We start from the raw sequence: 16,824 nt of genomic DNA, 5'->3' as shown, positions 1-16,824 counted from the left end.
ATAAGATGCTTGTCTTTGTAAATATATGTGTGTTAGTTAGTAATAAATAATGATTTTAATAATAAATAGTAATTTTATAAATTAAAAATTTATTTTGTGGGAAACTATAATTATCATATTTAATTAAATATAAGTTTTATTAAAGTAAAAGTTTTATAAATTTTTATAAAAGGAGTGAAAGTATTGAAAAAGATTTTAAATTGTTTGTTAATATTGTTTTGTGTGTTGTCTTTAACGAGTTGCTCAAGTAAGGATGAAGAAGATCATGCTAAAGTTAATGCGTTTGAAATTAAAACTGCAAGTAATGTAGTTGACAATTATATGGGTTATATAATGAAGGCAGATTATGAAAATGGTAAAAAACTATATACTAAAGAGTTGCTTAAAAAGGTTGCAGATATGCCTACCAGTGATATAAAGATAAAAGGTTATAAAATAACAGAAAGTAATGAAGTTGGAAGAAGTGGTATATTTAAGGTAAGAATTACAAGAACCTCAATGGCTACGTCGCTTTCTTGCCTAGATGAGTATTCTATAAAAATTGTAAAGGATGGAGCTGAATATAAGGTAAGTGAGGTTATTAGTGCACCTCAAAAGGAGGCCTTTGTAAATAGTATAGGCATTAGATTTAGAGACAAAACAAATGTAAAAACTAATTTAATTATTGATGAATCGGGACTCCCTAAATATGCATATGCAAAAGAAGATGTAGCTCGCCTATATAAAATACCAGTCCCCCTAAAGAAATTCGGCCCTATAAATTTTAGCTACGAGGGAGATAAACTTGCTGTTAGTACTTATGAAAAAAACTCATTTATAGGTGTTGTCTATATTGATGAATCGCTAGCCGTTCAAGGAAATACTGGGGATTCAACTGGTCAGTCAACAGATAGTGGAGGGTCAGAAGAGATAGCTAAGGAAAAACCAATTGGAAAGGAATTAATTCCAATAGACATGCTACTGAATTGCAAAGTTGAGTTTATGACATTTTCTCAAGATGAAAAATTTCTGGTCGTTCAATATGATAAAGAAAAATCGGGTAAATATATTAGGGTTTATCAAGTAGATAATGGACAGATGATTCCTGTTGATTTTGAAAAAGATTACCCTATAGACAAAGTACAAATAATATTTTCTTCTTTCGGTGAGGATAGTATGACTTATGAAGTGATTCCTAGATCGAATGCTAAGGGAACAGATACAGATATTATCGGTAAATGGAAATTAGATTTAAAGAAATTTACAGTAGATAAATTATAATTAACACACTCTATATAAACTATAAGGTATAATTAACATATATACAATTACAAAATAAATAACTAGTCTAATGACTAGTTATTTTATTAGAGAGATGATTAAAGAAAGGAAGAGATTAGCGTTGAAAACATGGATTGACAAAAGATATCACAGTTTGAATTATTTCTTAAGAAATAAGTTTGGAGATAAGGTCTTTAAAATTGCTTTAGACGCAGGATTTTCTTGTCCTAATAGAGATGGAACTGTTAGCAGTGGAGGATGTATGTTTTGTAGCGAGAGGGGTTCCGGAGATTTTGCTGGAAATAGAAGCTTCTCAATTGCTAAGCAATTTGAAGATATAAAGCTTATGATGAGTAAAAAATGGAAATCAGGAAAATACATTGCTTATTTTCAAGCTTACACAAATACATATGCAACTATAGATACATTAAGAGAAAAATATGAGGAAGCAGTCTCACAAGATGGTGTAGTAGCTCTGGCTATAGCGACCAGGCCTGATTGCTTAGACAAAGATATATTAGACCTTATAGAGGAATATTCTAATAGAGTGTACACATGGGTCGAATTAGGGCTGCAAACCTCTAATGATGAAATTGCAAAAACTATTAATAGAGGATATAAATTATCAAAATTTGAAGAAGCTCTTAAAGAACTTAACAAAAGAAACATTGATGTTGTTGTACATACTATTTTTGGTCTTCCTGGAGAAAGCAAGGAGGACATGCTTAGAACAATAGATTATGTTGCGCATAAAGATATAAAAGGAATAAAGATGCATTTGCTACATCTTATAGAAAATACGCCTATGGTTGAGCTCTACAAACAGGAAAAACTTAAATTCTTGCAGAAAAATGAGTACATAGATATTATTTGTACTTCAATAGCTATGCTTCCACCTGATATGGTTATTCATAGACTAACAGGGGACGCACCAAGGGAATTACTAATAGGTCCTATGTGGAGTTTAAAAAAATGGGAAGTTTTAAATGCTATAGATAATACATTGAAGCAATTAGATCTATACCAAGGAAAAAATTTTAATGAAAGTGAAGTACTGTGATTGAGTTCTTTTCAAGGTAAGTAAATAGCCCAATTTGGGAACCTATTTAGGAGGAAATGACATATGAAAATAGATATAATAATTTCAGCAGATGATATAAAAAAAGAAAAAATAGAAAACAAAACAGTTGTAGTTATAGATATGCTTAGGGCAACTAGTGTGATAGTTACTGCCATGAATAATGGATGCAAAGGTGTAATTCCAGTTTTAACAGTTAATGATGCATCTTCTATTGTGAGAAATAGTAAAGAAGATTTCATGCTAGGAGGAGAGAGAAATGCATTGAAAATAGAAGGATTTCACTACTCAAATTCTCCGCTTGAATATACTAGGGAAACAATAAATGGTAAAACACTTGTTATGACCACTACTAATGGGACGAAAGCTATAAAAGGTTGCACATGCGCAAGCAGTATACTAATAGGTGCAATGATAAATGCTAAGGCGATTGCGAACAGATTAGTAGGATTAAATAAAGATGTAGTAATAGTTAATGCAGGAACCAATGGTGAGTTTTCTATAGATGATTTTTTATGTAGTGGATATATAATAGATTGTATATTAAATTTACAGAAAATAGAGATGTCAGATATAGCAACAACCTCTCATTACATATATAAAAATAATGAAGATATTCATAGTTTTATAAAGTATGCAAATCATTATAGGACTATTACTAAGTTAGGACTTACAGCGGATTTAGAATACTGCTGTAGAAAAGATATTATAGATATAGTTCCAGAGTACTTGGATGGGATTATAATTTAAAAAGATTCCGGTGTTATATAAAATAGCACCGGAATCTTTTTAAATTATGCAATGACAAATATAATCTTTGTTCATTTAAACTACTTGGAATATATAGAATTTCAAGTAATATGATTCATCAGAATTCCATAGTATTGGATGGTCGGCTGCTTGAGTTCTAAATTCTACTTGTCTAAGTGTTCTTTTCGCATCTAATGCAGCATCAGCTATTGTATCTCTAAACATGTCTTCTTTCATAAAGTGAGAGCAAGAGCAAGTGACAAAATATCCGCCTGGTTTTACTAATTTAATACCACGTAGGTTAATTTCTTTATATCCTCTTGTAGCACCATCTATAGTGGAACGAGACTTTGTAAAGGCTGGTGGGTCTAGTATTACTACATCATATTGTCTTTTTTCCCTTGACCATGATCTTAATATATCAAAAGCATTGTGGCATTCAAATTTAACGGTATCTGAGAGCCCATTAAGTTCTGCGTTTTTTCTGGAGCATTCTACTGCATACTCAGAAATATCTACTCCAAGTACACTTTTCGCACCAGCTATGCCTGCATTAAGTGCAAAGGAACCAGTGTGAGTAAAACAATCTAAAACATCAGCACCCTTGCATAATCGGTGGATCGCTGCTCTATTTTCCTTTTGATCTAAGAAAAAACCGGTTTTCTGACCGTTTTCAATGTCAACATAGTATTTAACTCCATTTTCAACAATTTGTATAGTAGTATCAAATGGCTCTGTTAAAAATCCTTTTGTTTGCTCCATTCCTTCAAGCTCACGAACTCTAGCGTCACTCCGCTCATATACACCTTTTGCATTGTATTCTTCCATTAAAAGCTTAACAATTATATCTTTGTATCTATCTATGCCGAGTGCTAAGGATTGAATAGCATAATAGTCTTCATATTTGTCTATTATCATACCGGGTACAAAATCTGCTTCTCCAAACAAAAATCTACAGCTAGAGGTATCTATAACAGTTTTTCTATACTCCCAAGCAGCATGAAGTCTTTTCCTGAAAAATTCTTCATCTATTTGTTCGTTAATGTCTCTTGTCATTATTCTTATGGCAATTTTAGAAACGTCATTTATAAAACCTTTGCCTATGAATTCATTTCTAAAATTATATACTTCAATTATGTCACCATTCTCGTATTCACCGTCAAACTTTTCTATTTCATTAGTATATATCCAAAGATGCCCGTTTTCTGAGTTTCGGCCGCGACCTTTATATAAGTAAAATTTACAAGTCATTTTAAATTCCTCCTGTGTTCTTTAGGGAGACATTACAATTTAAAAACATGTTATGTCTCATATGTTTTTATAGTTAGAGCGATATTAATTATAATTGTTAAGAGATTAATCTATAGTAGTATACCACACAGAATTAATTTGTAATATAAAATATATAAATATGTTTTGACATACGGAGGATTATAAATTACACTTATCTATGTGCCATTTTTATATATATACTTGATTTAAGGATATTTATATGAAATTTGGATATATTTTAATGAATAATTCACAATTATCGTAGCTAATCATTAAAACAAATAAGTATATGACTGGGAATAATTACAAAATGTAAATTATAAATAAATAAAATCATACTAAAGTAAGGAGAGAAACAAATGAGTAGATTAGTAGTTAAAAATATGAGCCATGGATTTGGTGATAGAGTAATATTTGATGATGTATCGTTTAGATTACTCAAAGGGGAACACATAGCACTTATAGGGGCTAACGGAGAGGGTAAATCAACATTTATGAACATTATTACCGGAAAGCTTATGCCAGATGAAGGTGAAGTTGTATGGTCAAGTAGCGTCAGAGTAGGATATATGGATCAACACACTGTTTTGGAAAAAGGTAAAACTATTAGGGAAGTTTTAAGGGGTGCTTTTAAATATCTTTTTGACTTAGAGGCGGAAATGCTTAAAGTAACAGAGAAAATGGGGGAGGCAACCCCAGAGGAACTAGAAAAATTATTGGATAGAATGGGAACAATCCAAGATCAACTCGATAATAATGGGTTTTATGCTATTGATTCTAAGATAGATGAAGTGGCTGCAGGAATCGGGCTTAAAGATGTTGGTCTTGAAAATGATGTTTCAGATTTAAGTGGAGGACAAAGAACAAAGATTCTTCTTGCAAAACTTTTATTAGAAGCCCCAGATGTTTTGCTACTGGATGAACCTACTAACTTTTTGGATGAGACCCATGTAGAATGGCTTAAGAGATATCTTCAAAATTATGAAAATGCATTTATTCTAATATCCCATGATATTGAATTTCTAAAAGGTGCAATTAATATAATATATCATGTAGAAAACAAAAAATTAACTAGATATATAGGTTCATATGAAGAATTTTTGAGGGTCCATGAGGCTAAAAGAAAGCAAATGGAATCTGATTTTGAAAGGCAACAAAAGGAAATTACAAGACTAGAGGTTTTTGTTGCTAAAAATAAAGCAAGAGCTTCTACAAGTGGAATGGCAAAATCAAGACAAAAGAAATTAGATAAAATTGATAGAATGGAAGTTACAAAAGATAAACCGAAACCACAGTTTGATTTTAAATCCGCAAGAGCTTCAGGTAAAATAATATTTAAAACTAAGGAATTAGTTACTGGTTATGATAGTCCATTATCTAAGCCATTAGATTTATATATGGAAAGAGGACAAAAGATTGCTTTAACTGGTGCTAATGGTGTTGGGAAAACAACATTATTAAAGAGTCTTATGGGTGACATAAAAGCCCTTTCAGGTCATACAAACTTAGGAGATTATCAGTATATAGGATACTATGAACAAGAAATAAAGGGAGTTAACCGCAATAATTGTATTGAAGAATTTTGGCAAGAGTTCCCGAGCTTCACTCAGGGACAGGTAAGATCTGCACTGGCTAAATGTGGACTTACTACAAAACATATTGAAAGTAAAGTTACTGTGCTTAGTGGTGGTGAGCAAGCAAAGGTAAGACTTGCGAAACTTCTAAATAGAGAAACTAATATATTAATATTAGACGAGCCTACCAATCACTTAGATGTAGATGCTAAAGATGAATTAAAGAGGGCTCTAAAAGAATATACAGGAAGTATACTTATAGTTTGTCATGAGCCTGAATTCTATCAAGATGTAGTAACGGATGTATGGGATTGTGAAGAGTGGACAACTAAAATCGTATAATTCACCTTAAAAAGAGCTAGAATAATTTCTAGCTCTTTTTATATATATCACTTTTTTAAAATGTCTAATCCTAGGTCTAGTATATTAGCAAATAATGATAATGTATTAGTATTTGGAATAACATTATTTTTAACATCTAATAATTTTCCAAGTCCATAATCAGTGCATATGCTAACAGTAGGGAAATTAATTTCACCTAAGTCACAAATAATATCAGTTTCGTTTAATTTTATTTTAGTTGTTTTATTAATAGGTTCTAGTATGACATAAAGCCTTGTATAACAGTTATATCTTAGAACTTTTAAAGTATTACTTATTAGTATCTCTTTAGGTTTAGCGTTAATATCATACTTTGAGGTAGTTGAAGCAATGTTATTTATAACAAAGTAATAAATATTTCTTTTGTAGTTTACCTTATCTTTAAATTCTTGTAATCTTTCTAAATTCAACTTTATATCTACTGAGATTTCATCATTTTCTAAATTGTTAAAACTTTCTTTTATGTAAGTTAATTCTTCTTTTCCATAAAGTTCTCTAGCTAAGATATTCATACAGTTATCATAGATATCTTGAAATGGACTAAATGGTAAGGAATATTTTATATTATCTAAAACAAGGTAAACCTTGAATTTAGAAGATTTATTATTATTTTTAGATGAATAATTGACTTCAACTAATAAGAGTTCGTTCAATAGTTCTGTATCAAGTGTTATTTTCTGAATTCCTTTACTAAATTGTAAAATGTAATTCTCATTAGTAGATAAGTTTTGTGTATGTTGATTTATTATATAAGTACTTTTAAAACCAGCTCCAGTAATTTCACCAACTCTCAATGAACTTTTTATTGGTAGTTTTTTTAAATTTATATATGGTCTATTTATACATAGGTTGTTTTCAGATATTATTCTCATATTAAACTCCTTTAGTTCTAACAAGATTGTTAGTTTGATTTATAAATTATAACATAATTAGCATTTGAAAAAATAAAAAACTTAATTAATGATAGAAATAGGGTGATTGAAAATCTGTATTTTTAGAATTGTTATAAATGTATAATGTGAAAAATGTGATGATGATTGGACGACTAAAATTATTTAATAGCATAGCATTATAATTTGTATACTGGACAAAATAATAAAATTAATAGTATTAAATTTTATGATAGGAGGTATAGATATTATGGGTGAAAAAAAAGATAATTCTTGTGCAAGTCAACAAGAGAAGGAAAAGAAAGAAAATAATTCTGGAATTAAACATACTAAAAAGACACATAAAAAAGATTAATTTTAAAAGGCATATATTTTACGAATATATGCCTTTTGTTTTTTTAAGTATCAGTCTTTTCATAAACAGTATCTTCTTGATTATTAACAGTATCATCTATTGTAGTTATGCTAGCTTTTTTTATCCATCCTTTGTTATTAATGTTAGTTTGAGATTTTAGAGATATCTCATACCATGAAATATTAAAAACCTCAGCGGAATCTTGGATTTCAACGGTTGTATTTTTAACTATTGCAGATAAAATAGGCGAATTATCCATTGGACCTAGATATAGGCTACAACTTTCTTTTGTAGTTCCTGTTTTAAAAAGTGGTGGCTTGAATTTTATTATAATAGGACCCTGAGCATTACGTGAAGTCTCAATTTTTAATTTAAATTCCCTATTTTGCCTTGAAATTATCTTCAGTTGAGTTTTTTGGGTTGACAATTTTTGATTCATGATATAATAGTATACACCAAAACATATTAAAAGAATTGAAAATAGAAAAATAAGCAATAGTATCTCTCCTTGTAAATTACTTCTTTAGAACAATGATGTAATAATAAAATTTAAACCACGAGGTTATAACTATATAATATTACATATTATTATATAGTATTCTACAGCTATTAAAATATTCACAAAAAAGAACTCATGTTTAAACATGAGTTCATGTACACCTATTACTTTCATCCCTTAAAAGAACCTATAAGTAAGTAAAGAACAAGTACTTCCAATAAAAATACCCATAATAACATCTGTAGGATAATGAACACCTATATATATTCTAGAGATTCCTACACATATAGCTAAGGGTATAGTTATAAGTCCAAACATAGGAAAGTATAAAGCTATTATAACTGCTAATGAAAACGCACCAGTAGTATGACCTGAGGGAAAGGAGTATTTATCAATACCTATTTTTTTTATATTTAAGTTTGGAATTTTTATAAAAGGCCTTAATCTAGTAACAGTTACTTTGAGAATTTTACCGATGCCAGTGCTAATTGTTATAGAAATCATGGCTTTTATAGCCAAGGTATGAAGCGTCGTATTATTAAATAAAAAGGCAACAGTACAGAATATAAACATAAAGGTAAAAGAGCCTAAGTAAGTCATAGATGGCATTATAATATCTAAAAACTTGCACTTCCAAGAATTATTTATAATCTTTAGTATATTAATATCTCTATGACTTATATATTCCAATAATGATTTCATAAAAACCTCCCTTAGGCACAAAAATTAATTATATTAATTACTGAATATTGTATCATAATTTAACTAATATAACTTATATTTATATTGTAGAATATTATCTAAAACTCTCTGCCAAAGATTTTGGTTTTGTTTTTATCTTTAAAATCGCTTGCGGAATTAATACCAATCCTACTGAGAATTTCATCCATACAGTCACTATCAATAGATGTTTTTATTTCTGAGTTTTCAGCAAATTTGTCTACCATACGTTTTCCGGAAGCTGCGTCTATTAATGATTTAGGTCCGCCAACGCAACCACCAACACAACCCATACCTTCAATAAAGTTTGCATTAACATCACCGCTTTGTGCTTTAGTAAGCAATAATTTGCATTCTTTCACACCATTTCCTTGGACAGCATTTAATAAATGATATTTTTCAGGAAATAAATTTTCTATTACTTCACCAATAGCTATAGACACTCCACCTGTTCGTGCATAAAGCCTACCACCTCTAGATGCATAGTTAGTAGAAGTATCTTCTTCAAGTGTTTCTGGATCAATATCTAATGTATCAAAAATATCCTTAAGCTCTGCGAAGGTAAGAACATAATCAATATCACCTAAAAGATCTTTTTCTTTAGCCTCACCTTTTTTTGCTATGCATGGACCTACAAATACTACTTTGCAGTCAGGATTCAATGCCTTTAAAACTCTTCCAGAGGCAATCATAGGGGAGATAGAGGGGGACACATATTTAACTAGATTGTTATATACTCTTTTTACCATTCCTACCCACATAGGACAACAGCAGGAGGTAAGCATTAAATCATCTTTTGTTTTAACATGTTCATCGAATTCCACTGCTTCTTTTATTGTAAGCATATCTGCAAAAAATGCTACTTCAATCATATCTGTAAATCCAATCTTTTTAAAAGCAGTTCTAAGTTTATCCACACTAACATTTTCTCCGAATTGACCAGTAATTGCAGGTGCAACAGTTGCTATTACTTTCGAGTTTCCTTTTAATAAATTTGCAAGGGGTATAAACTCTACCTTATCCATTAATGAACCATTTGGACACGCTTCTACACAAAATCCACAGTCTGTACATTTGTCATTATCAATATAAGTAGTATTATTTTTATTATCTATTAGAATGGCATCAAAAGGGCATGAAACTTGACATAAAGTTTTACCATTGTTATCTGAACAATCCATATTACAATGTTTGATCTTGTTTACAATCTTATAGTTTGTTTCATAGGAAAGGATAGCCTTATTTAAGTCATTTATGTAATTACTAGAAAAGTTTACGTCCACTCCACAAAGAGAGGAGATTATAGCGCTCAACTCATTTTTATTAACATTATCTTTAGATAGTAATTCTTGTACCTTATTTTCAAAATTATCTTCATAATAAGATTTGAGTAGGGTTTTAAAGATTTCATTATACATTTCATTCAAAATAATCACTCCTAAATTATTATTAGCTATGTAATGATTTTAGCATAATATTTACAAAAAACAATAAAATGGCAAACCATTATTAATTTTGTCTAAAATGATTAGTTTTATACATTATAAGGTACAAAAAATATAAAAAAAAGAGTTGTCCTAAGACAACTCTTTTTTTGGTCGGGGTGACAGGGATTGAACCTGCGACCTCATGGTCCCAAACCACGCGCGCTCCCAGCTGCGCTACACCCCGAAGACAAGATTTATTATACTAAATAAATTCACAAATGTCAACTTAATTACAAATGTTTTTTCTAAAATAAGATGCGTAGAATTTATATAATAAAAACTCCACTTATTGAAGACAATATCTATTATATTAAATAAATGCGTAATTGTCAATAGGACAAGAAGTATTTATTTAATATAATAGATATTGTTATTATTAATCATTTGAATTATAGAGTTTATAGAGTACATTATAAAAACATAACAGTCTTTCACATCATATTAAAATAATATTATATGAAAGACTGTTATGTTTTTATTTGGTAGCATCTCTTTCTTTGTCACCAGTACCTCTAGTAGGTACTGTAGACATAACGAACCCTACAAGTATAGATACTAGGGCAGGAGCTAATATGTTAATATATACTATATATTGTGTTTTGTATAGGATTAGAGCGGTAAGAGAAGTGATTAGTGCACTAGCTACAAAAATAATTATTACAAACTTTGCAAATGAACTCATAAATTTTTCATATATTCTATGTCGAGTCGGTCCACTTATAATACTTTTAAATAAAAAATAAGAAGCAAAGATTATTATTATATCCACTATAGCCGAGACTAGAAAATTTTTCATTTTATATACCTCCAAAATATTTTTTCATACTTAGTGTTACCCAAAATTGATGTTTTACGCAATATAATTTTATTAATTAAAATTATATTATAAAAATATAATAAATTACATTCCTATTTCAGTTTTTAATCAAAAATCAAATTTCATATGAGGTAGAATTCATAAATAACAGCATAATATTAAAATCTCCTTGTAAAATAGAAGACTTTTTTAGTATTATAAATACAATGATATTAAATTCATTATTTGAGGTGAGATATGGTATATGAAAAATGTAATTTTAAAATAAGGAGCGATTTTGTAATAAAGGAAGTAAAAAAGAATGAATATAACTTTGATTTGCTAATTCCGACAGAAGATAGATGTATAAATTTATATCTTAATAATCTGAACAGGCAAATAAATTCTAGAATGCAGTTTACATCTGTTAAAAGCATATTGATTAGAATATGTAATATAGAAGATAACAATATATGCACCATACACTTTTTAAGTGATAGTGGAAGCCATTCTACTATGGCAAATTTTGAAATGGATTATAGTAAAACATTTATTGAAATAAGGAATAAAGAATTTTTTGTGGACATGAAAATATATGAGGAGGAAAACAGTTGAAAGAAATTAAATTTAGTAAGACAACAAAAAAAATTGCAATGAAGCAAGGGGCATTTAGTATATTAATGAGTTTTGCGTTATTAATTGGAGTATTAGGATCATTTATTCGAGGAAGAACTGGGATAGCTATAATTTTCTTAATGGTAACAGTTATATCTATTATATTTTCTATATCTTTTATTATAAAACTTAGGAGACTTGAAAGTCTAAATTATTTAGTATTTGAAAAGGATAGGTTTGAGCTTAATAGTAATTTTTCATCAAAGGGTAAGATTATTATATTTAACGATATAAATAAGGTCCAATTGACGAAGCGATATATAACGTTAACATTAAGTAACGAAACTTACAATATATTGCTCGAGAACATTGAACAAGAGAATAGGGAGGAAGTGGGTCAGTTTTTTATTAGATATAACAGGAAATAAAAAAATCATGAACTAATATAGTCCATGATCATGTTTGAATTGAATATTTAACAATAAAAAACTATTTTAAGTACATCTCTCCAACTTTAACTACATCTCCTGCACCCATTGTAAGAAGCATATCTCCTTCTTTTAAATTATCTTTAAGATAGTCAACAATTTTATCAAAGCTATGAAGATTTATACAATTTACATTTTTCTCTCTTATTCTATCTCCGAGCATATTTGAACTTATTTCTCCAGTATCTTTTTCTCTGGCAGCATAAATATCTGCTAAGATTAAATTATCCATATTATAAAAGGAATTTGAGAAATCTTCAAATAAGCTTAAGGTTCTTGAATAAGTGTGCGGTTGAAAAACACAGAAAATTTTATTGTGAGGATAATTTTTAGCCGCATTTAAAGTTGCTTTAATTTCTGTAGGGTGATGAGCATAATCATCAATAACAGTTACTCCGTTTTTGGTGCCTTTTAGCTCAAATCGTCTATGAGTACCTGTAAAGCTAGAAAGGCCGGAAGTAATTGAGCTTTCAGCAAAATTAAGGATTAGCGAAGTGCCTATACTCGCAAGAGCGTTTAGAACATTATGCTGACCTGGAACATTAAGATTTACTCCAAATAACATGTGATCATCCCTATACACGTCAAATGTGGCACAACCTAATTTATTGTAGGCAATATTCTTTGCCCTAAGCGTTCCTTCATTTAGACCATAAGTTAGTATAGTACATTTATAATCATGATTATGAAGAATAGTTTTAACATTTTCATCTTCTACATTTGCTACTAAATAGCCTTCTTTAGGTATAAGATTAATAAATTTTATAAAGGTATCTTTAATATGATTTATGTCTCTATAGTAATCAAGATGGTCTGCATCAATATTTGTTATTGTTCCAATATACGGGAAAAACTTTAAAAATGATGCTTTATATTCACAAGCTTCTGTAATAAAATAGTCGCTATGGCCAGCTAAAACGTTGCCGCCAATAGCATCTAATTCTCCACCTACTAGTATGGTAGGATCTACATCTTCATTTAGAATAATATGGGCAATCATTGAGGTTGCAGTAGTTTTACCGTGAGTGCCGGCTACAGCAACATTATATTTATGACCTTTCATAACGTTACCTAAAAACTCAGCTCGATCCATTAAAGGTATAGTAAGCTCCTTAGCTTTAATGATTTCAGGATTATCAGGAGAAATAGCAGCGGTGTATACAACTAAATCAACATCCTTTATGTTATCTCCATTATGGCCTATATAGATACAGGCACCTTTTTCTTTAAGTTTATTCGTTATATGTGATGATTTCATGTCGGATCCAGAAATCGTGTATCCACTTTTTATAAGAATTTGAGCAAGACCACTCATGCTTATACCGCCGATTCCTATGAAATGAACTTTTTTGTTTTTATCTTTTATAAAATCAAATGACATTATATCAACTCCTTAAAAGTAATTATGATTATTTATTATATGCGAATTGCATTAATATTGATTATAACAAATAAATATAGATATGTACTTATTAATTATATACATATTTATGAAGAAAACTATACACATTATAAAGCAATAGCTTTTTAATGTTCTACTTATCCTATTATAAGGGTAAAAAACTCTAATAAGAACTTCAACTAAAATTAATTATATCTTTTTAAATTAGTTATATAAACATTGTAATAAAGATAAAAAAGATTTACAATTAAAATACGAATGATATTATGAATTTTACTAGTTAAAATTCGTAAAATAAAAATATGGGTGATTAGTGATGAATAAATATAGTAGAAATCAAAGAGTTACAGGTATTACTAAAATATTAACGGAAAATCCCAATAAAACAATTAATTTGAAAATGTTTACAGAGATATTTAATGCAGCTAAATCTACAATTAGTGAAGATATTGTTATTGTTCGCGAAACTTTGAGTGAGTTATCTATGGGAAAAGTGGAAACAGTCGCAGGTGCAGCTGGTGGAGTGAAATATATTTGTGGAGTTTCAGAGCAGGAAACGAGGGTGTTTGCAGAAGAGTTGTGCAAAATTTTAATACAGGAGGATAGGGTAATACCAGGAAATTTCATATATATGACTGATATTATGTACAATCCAGAGATAGTGCACAAAGCAGGAGTAATCCTTGCATCTGCTTTTAATGAGTTAGATATAGACTACGTTGTAACAGTTGAGACCAAAGGAATACCACTAGCTTATGAAGTAGCGAAGATGCTTGGGGTTCAACTAGTTATTGTAAGGCGAGACCCTAAAGTTACTGAAGGAAGTACTGTCAGCATAAATTATGTATCGGGTTCTAGTAACAGAATTCAAACTATGTCTCTTTCAAGAAGATCTATAAAAAAAGGAAGCAAATGTATATTTATAGATGATTTTATGAAAGCTGGGGGAACTGCAACAGGCATAATTAATTTACTTAAAGAATTTGAAAGTGAACTTTTAGGTATAGGAGTTCTCATTGACAATGTTGAAACTAGGCATAAATTAATAGAAGAATATATATCAATTATTTTATTTAAGGGAATAAATGAGGAAGGCAAATCAGAACTAACTCCATCAAAAACCTTCGAAAAAGTGTAATATTCAAAATATTTAATATTTATTTACAATTTAAGAAGGAAAATGCCAAGTTATAGAGAAATAGTAATAACATAACGCAACTTGGAGGTGGAGTGTATGGAAATAACAGACGTTAGAATTAGAAAAATTGCTACAGAAGGTAAAATGAAAGCGATTGTATCAATAACTTTTGACAATGAATTTGTTGTTCATGATATTAAAGTTATAGAAGGACAAAGTGGACTTTTTATTGCTATGCCAAGTAGAAAAACTCCAGATGGAGAATTCAAGGACATAGCACACCCAATAAATACTCAAACAAGAGAGAAGATTCAAACAGCTATTTTAGATGAGTATCAAAAAGTAAAAAATGAAGAACCAGTAGTAAGAGTGGTAGAAAAGGTCGCAGTAAAACCGGTAGAAGAGGCAGTAGAAAAAGCAGAAGTATAAATAAGGTGGGGGGGAACCCCCTTTTATTTTTTTGAAAAAAATAACGAAAAATGCCGAAGGCTGGTTGCAATTAAATGTTATATAAAATATAATATAATATATTATGAAAAGTATTTTAGAACAAATTAATATAAAATATAATACGTATATGTGTCGAATTATTGTATAAAGAGGTGTTTAATTTGTATAAATGCGCTATAATATTAGCGGCAGGTGAAGGAAAAAGAATGAATTCTAAGACTCCTAAGGTTATGCATAAGGTCTGCGGTAAAGAAATGATAAATCACGTTATTGACGTTATGAGAAATGCAGATATTGAAATGGTAGATGTGGTAATTGGAAGAGGAGCTGCACAGGTTAAAATAGGAACAGAAGATAGAAAAATAAACTATTCTGTTCAAGAAGAGCAGTTAGGAACAGGACACGCAGTAATGTGTGCTAAGGAATTTCTAGGTAATAACAAAGGCACAGTAGCAATATTTGTTGGAGATGGTCCACTAATTACTGAGTCTACTGTTAGAGAGCTATTGAATTATCATGAAAAAGGTAATTTTAAAGCTACGATATTAACTTCAAAGATGAATGATCCTGCAAAATATGGTAGAATAATTCGGGATGAAAATGGTGAGGTTAAAAAGATAGTTGAATTTAAAGACTGCACGGAAGGTGAAATATTAGTTAAAGAAGTTAATTCAGGAATGTATTGCTTTGATATAGAAGAATTACTTAATAGTTTAAATAAATTAAATAATAACAATGCTCAAAAGGAATACTATTTAACAGATGTTATTGGTATATTAAAGAATCAAGGTTCGAAGGTTGGAGCTTTTAATGCATCAATTGAAGAAATTACTGCTGTTAATTCTAAAGTAGAGCTTGCAGATGCGCAGGCAATTATGAGAAAAAGGATAAACAGAAAGCACATGGAAAATGGAGTTACAATAATGGATCCGAGTAATACATATATTGACTGCGAGGTTATGATAGGAAAAGACACTATTATATATCCAGGGAATGTACTTCAAGGCAAGACTATTATTAAAGAAGACTGTGTTCTTTATCCCAATAATAGAATTGCTGATAGTGTTTTAGATAACGGAATTGAAATTCAAAGTTCTGTAGTAATTGAGAGTCAAATAGGTGAAAAAACTACGGTAGGACCATTTGCGTACATTCGACCAGAAAGTAGCATTGGTAAACAGGCTAGAATAGGGGATTTTGTTGAAATTAAAAAATCAACTATTGGGGATAATACAAAGGTATCACATCTTACTTATATTGGTGATGCACAGGTTGGAAGTGGATGTAATTTCGGTTGCGGAACTGTAGTTGTAAATTATGATGGAATATCAAAATACAAAACTATAATAGGTAATAACGTATTTATAGGTTGTAATACTAATTTAGTAGCACCTGTAACTATTAACGATAATTCATATACTGCTGCTGGATCTACAATTACAAATGAAGTGCCTAAAAATGCTTTATCAATAGCTAGAGCTAGGCAGAAGAATATTGAAAATTGGGTAGTAAAATCAGGACATAGCAAGTAAGGTAATAAATCATAGCAATTAGTAAGTAAATTATAAAGGGAGGTGGAAAACTGATTTTTGCAGTGGATCGCTTTTACTGCCATTTTGCTTAGAAGGTAGAATGAAAATTTATAATTTATTATATAGAAATATAATTT

The 16,824-nt window shown here is 29.8% G+C and carries 16 protein-coding genes and 1 tRNA gene; 9 read left to right on the top strand and 8 right to left on the bottom strand.

Going from position 1 to position 16,824, the window contains the following annotated elements; genetic code table 11:
• Positions 1–183 precede the first annotated feature (183 nt).
• From LGK95_RS15580 to LGK95_RS15570, 3 genes are all read left to right on the top strand, one after another.
• Positions 184–1,260, top strand: coding sequence for a hypothetical protein (locus LGK95_RS15580; protein WP_226125693.1), 1,077 nt, complete (start codon positions 184–186; stop codon positions 1,258–1,260).
• Between the two features lie 121 nt (positions 1,261–1,381).
• Entirely contained in the window at positions 1,382–2,320 is a 939-nt protein-coding gene (locus tag LGK95_RS15575; protein WP_226125692.1) for a TIGR01212 family radical SAM protein, read from the top strand.
• Between the two features lie 63 nt (positions 2,321–2,383).
• The gene (locus LGK95_RS15570; protein ID WP_226125691.1) at positions 2,384–3,088 is read left to right on the top strand and encodes a 2-phosphosulfolactate phosphatase family protein; all 705 of its coding nucleotides are present in this window, start codon (positions 2,384–2,386) and stop codon (positions 3,086–3,088) included.
• Positions 3,089–3,163: 75 nt separating this feature from the next.
• On the opposite strand, the gene LGK95_RS15565 is transcribed toward LGK95_RS15570, so the two are convergent.
• Positions 3,164–4,339, bottom strand: coding sequence for a class I SAM-dependent rRNA methyltransferase (locus LGK95_RS15565; protein ID WP_226125690.1), 1,176 nt, complete (start codon positions 4,337–4,339; stop codon positions 3,164–3,166).
• Positions 4,340–4,719: 380 nt separating this feature from the next.
• On the opposite strand from LGK95_RS15565, the gene LGK95_RS15560 reads away from it, so the two are divergent.
• A complete protein-coding gene (locus LGK95_RS15560) occupies positions 4,720–6,276 on the top strand; it encodes an ABC-F family ATP-binding cassette domain-containing protein (protein WP_226125689.1) in 1,557 nt (518 codons plus the stop codon).
• 47 nt (positions 6,277–6,323) lie between these two features.
• Here the strand turns inward: LGK95_RS15560 and LGK95_RS15555 are convergent, their stop codons facing one another.
• The 6 genes from LGK95_RS15555 to LGK95_RS15530 all read right to left on the bottom strand — a co-directional run bounded on the left by LGK95_RS15555 (position 6,324) and on the right by LGK95_RS15530 (position 11,062).
• Entirely contained in the window at positions 6,324–7,187 is an 864-nt protein-coding gene (locus tag LGK95_RS15555; RefSeq protein WP_226125688.1) for a hypothetical protein, read from the bottom strand.
• 416 nt (positions 7,188–7,603) lie between these two features.
• Positions 7,604–7,987 (bottom strand): hypothetical protein, encoded by a 384-nt coding sequence (locus tag LGK95_RS15550; RefSeq protein WP_226125687.1) that lies wholly within the window; start codon positions 7,985–7,987, stop codon positions 7,604–7,606.
• Positions 7,988–8,236: 249 nt separating this feature from the next.
• Positions 8,237–8,761 carry a phosphatase PAP2 family protein gene (locus tag LGK95_RS15545; RefSeq protein WP_226125686.1) on the bottom strand — a complete coding sequence of 175 codons (525 nt, stop codon included), beginning with the start codon at positions 8,759–8,761 and terminating at the stop codon, positions 8,237–8,239.
• A gap of 98 nt (positions 8,762–8,859) precedes the next feature.
• Positions 8,860–10,206, bottom strand: coding sequence for a [Fe-Fe] hydrogenase large subunit C-terminal domain-containing protein (locus tag LGK95_RS15540; RefSeq protein WP_226125685.1), 1,347 nt, complete (start codon positions 10,204–10,206; stop codon positions 8,860–8,862).
• 168 nt (positions 10,207–10,374) lie between these two features.
• Positions 10,375–10,450: transfer RNA gene (locus tag LGK95_RS15535), tRNA-Pro, on the bottom strand.
• A 291-nt stretch (positions 10,451–10,741) separates the two neighbouring features.
• The gene (locus LGK95_RS15530; RefSeq protein WP_226125684.1) at positions 10,742–11,062 is read right to left on the bottom strand and encodes a hypothetical protein; all 321 of its coding nucleotides are present in this window, start codon (positions 11,060–11,062) and stop codon (positions 10,742–10,744) included.
• Between the two features lie 258 nt (positions 11,063–11,320).
• Here LGK95_RS15530 and LGK95_RS15525 point away from each other — a divergent pair, with 258 nt between their 5' ends.
• Positions 11,321–11,677 (top strand): hypothetical protein, encoded by a 357-nt coding sequence (locus tag LGK95_RS15525; protein WP_226125683.1) that lies wholly within the window; start codon positions 11,321–11,323, stop codon positions 11,675–11,677.
• Positions 11,674–12,105 (top strand): hypothetical protein, encoded by a 432-nt coding sequence (locus LGK95_RS15520; RefSeq protein ID WP_226125682.1) that lies wholly within the window; start codon positions 11,674–11,676, stop codon positions 12,103–12,105. Before LGK95_RS15525 ends, LGK95_RS15520 begins: the two co-directional genes overlap by 4 nt.
• A gap of 61 nt (positions 12,106–12,166) precedes the next feature.
• Here the strand turns inward: LGK95_RS15520 and murC are convergent, their stop codons facing one another.
• A complete protein-coding gene (gene murC, locus LGK95_RS15515; protein ID WP_226125681.1) occupies positions 12,167–13,546 on the bottom strand; it encodes a UDP-N-acetylmuramate--L-alanine ligase in 1,380 nt (459 codons plus the stop codon).
• A gap of 337 nt (positions 13,547–13,883) precedes the next feature.
• On the opposite strand from murC, the gene purR reads away from it, so the two are divergent.
• The 3 genes from purR (at position 13,884) to glmU (ending at position 16,687) form a co-directional block, all read left to right on the top strand.
• Entirely contained in the window at positions 13,884–14,705 is an 822-nt protein-coding gene (gene purR / locus LGK95_RS15510; protein ID WP_226125680.1) for a pur operon repressor, read from the top strand.
• Between the two features lie 96 nt (positions 14,706–14,801).
• Positions 14,802–15,134, top strand: a complete 333-nt coding sequence (spoVG, locus tag LGK95_RS15505; RefSeq protein ID WP_226125679.1) for a septation regulator SpoVG — start codon at positions 14,802–14,804, stop codon at positions 15,132–15,134.
• 182 nt (positions 15,135–15,316) lie between these two features.
• Positions 15,317–16,687: a bifunctional UDP-N-acetylglucosamine diphosphorylase/glucosamine-1-phosphate N-acetyltransferase GlmU gene (gene glmU, locus LGK95_RS15500; RefSeq protein ID WP_226125678.1), complete on the top strand. Its 1,371-nt coding sequence runs from the start codon at positions 15,317–15,319 to the stop codon at positions 16,685–16,687.
• Positions 16,688–16,824: the final 137 nt, after the last annotated feature.

This window comes from Clostridium algoriphilum (genome assembly GCF_020443705.1).
Taxonomy (GTDB): Bacteria; Bacillota; Clostridia; order Clostridiales; family Clostridiaceae; genus Clostridium_AD; species Clostridium_AD algoriphilum.
The sequence above is the reverse complement of the archived record's forward strand: the minus strand, read 5'-3'. Positions and strand labels throughout refer to the sequence as shown.

What these genes read in the sequence shown, in the direction of transcription:
- LGK95_RS15560 (WP_226125689.1), top strand. Translation starts at nt 4,720, where the DNA reads ATGAGTAGATTAGTAGTTAAAAATATGAGCCATGGATTTGGTGATAGA.
- LGK95_RS15570 (WP_226125691.1), top strand. Translation starts at nt 2,384, where the DNA reads ATGAAAATAGATATAATAATTTCAGCAGATGATATAAAAAAAGAAAAA.
- LGK95_RS15555 (WP_226125688.1), bottom strand. Translation starts at nt 7,187, where the DNA reads ATGAGAATAATATCTGAAAACAACCTATGTATAAATAGACCATATATA.
- LGK95_RS15525 (WP_226125683.1), top strand. Translation starts at nt 11,321, where the DNA reads ATGGTATATGAAAAATGTAATTTTAAAATAAGGAGCGATTTTGTAATA.
- LGK95_RS15565 (WP_226125690.1), bottom strand. Translation starts at nt 4,339, where the DNA reads ATGACTTGTAAATTTTACTTATATAAAGGTCGCGGCCGAAACTCAGAA.
- murC (WP_226125681.1), bottom strand. Translation starts at nt 13,546, where the DNA reads ATGTCATTTGATTTTATAAAAGATAAAAACAAAAAAGTTCATTTCATA.
- spoVG (WP_226125679.1), top strand. Translation starts at nt 14,802, where the DNA reads ATGGAAATAACAGACGTTAGAATTAGAAAAATTGCTACAGAAGGTAAA.
- purR (WP_226125680.1), top strand. Translation starts at nt 13,884, where the DNA reads ATGAATAAATATAGTAGAAATCAAAGAGTTACAGGTATTACTAAAATA.
- LGK95_RS15545 (WP_226125686.1), bottom strand. Translation starts at nt 8,761, where the DNA reads ATGAAATCATTATTGGAATATATAAGTCATAGAGATATTAATATACTA.
- LGK95_RS15530 (WP_226125684.1), bottom strand. Translation starts at nt 11,062, where the DNA reads ATGAAAAATTTTCTAGTCTCGGCTATAGTGGATATAATAATAATCTTT.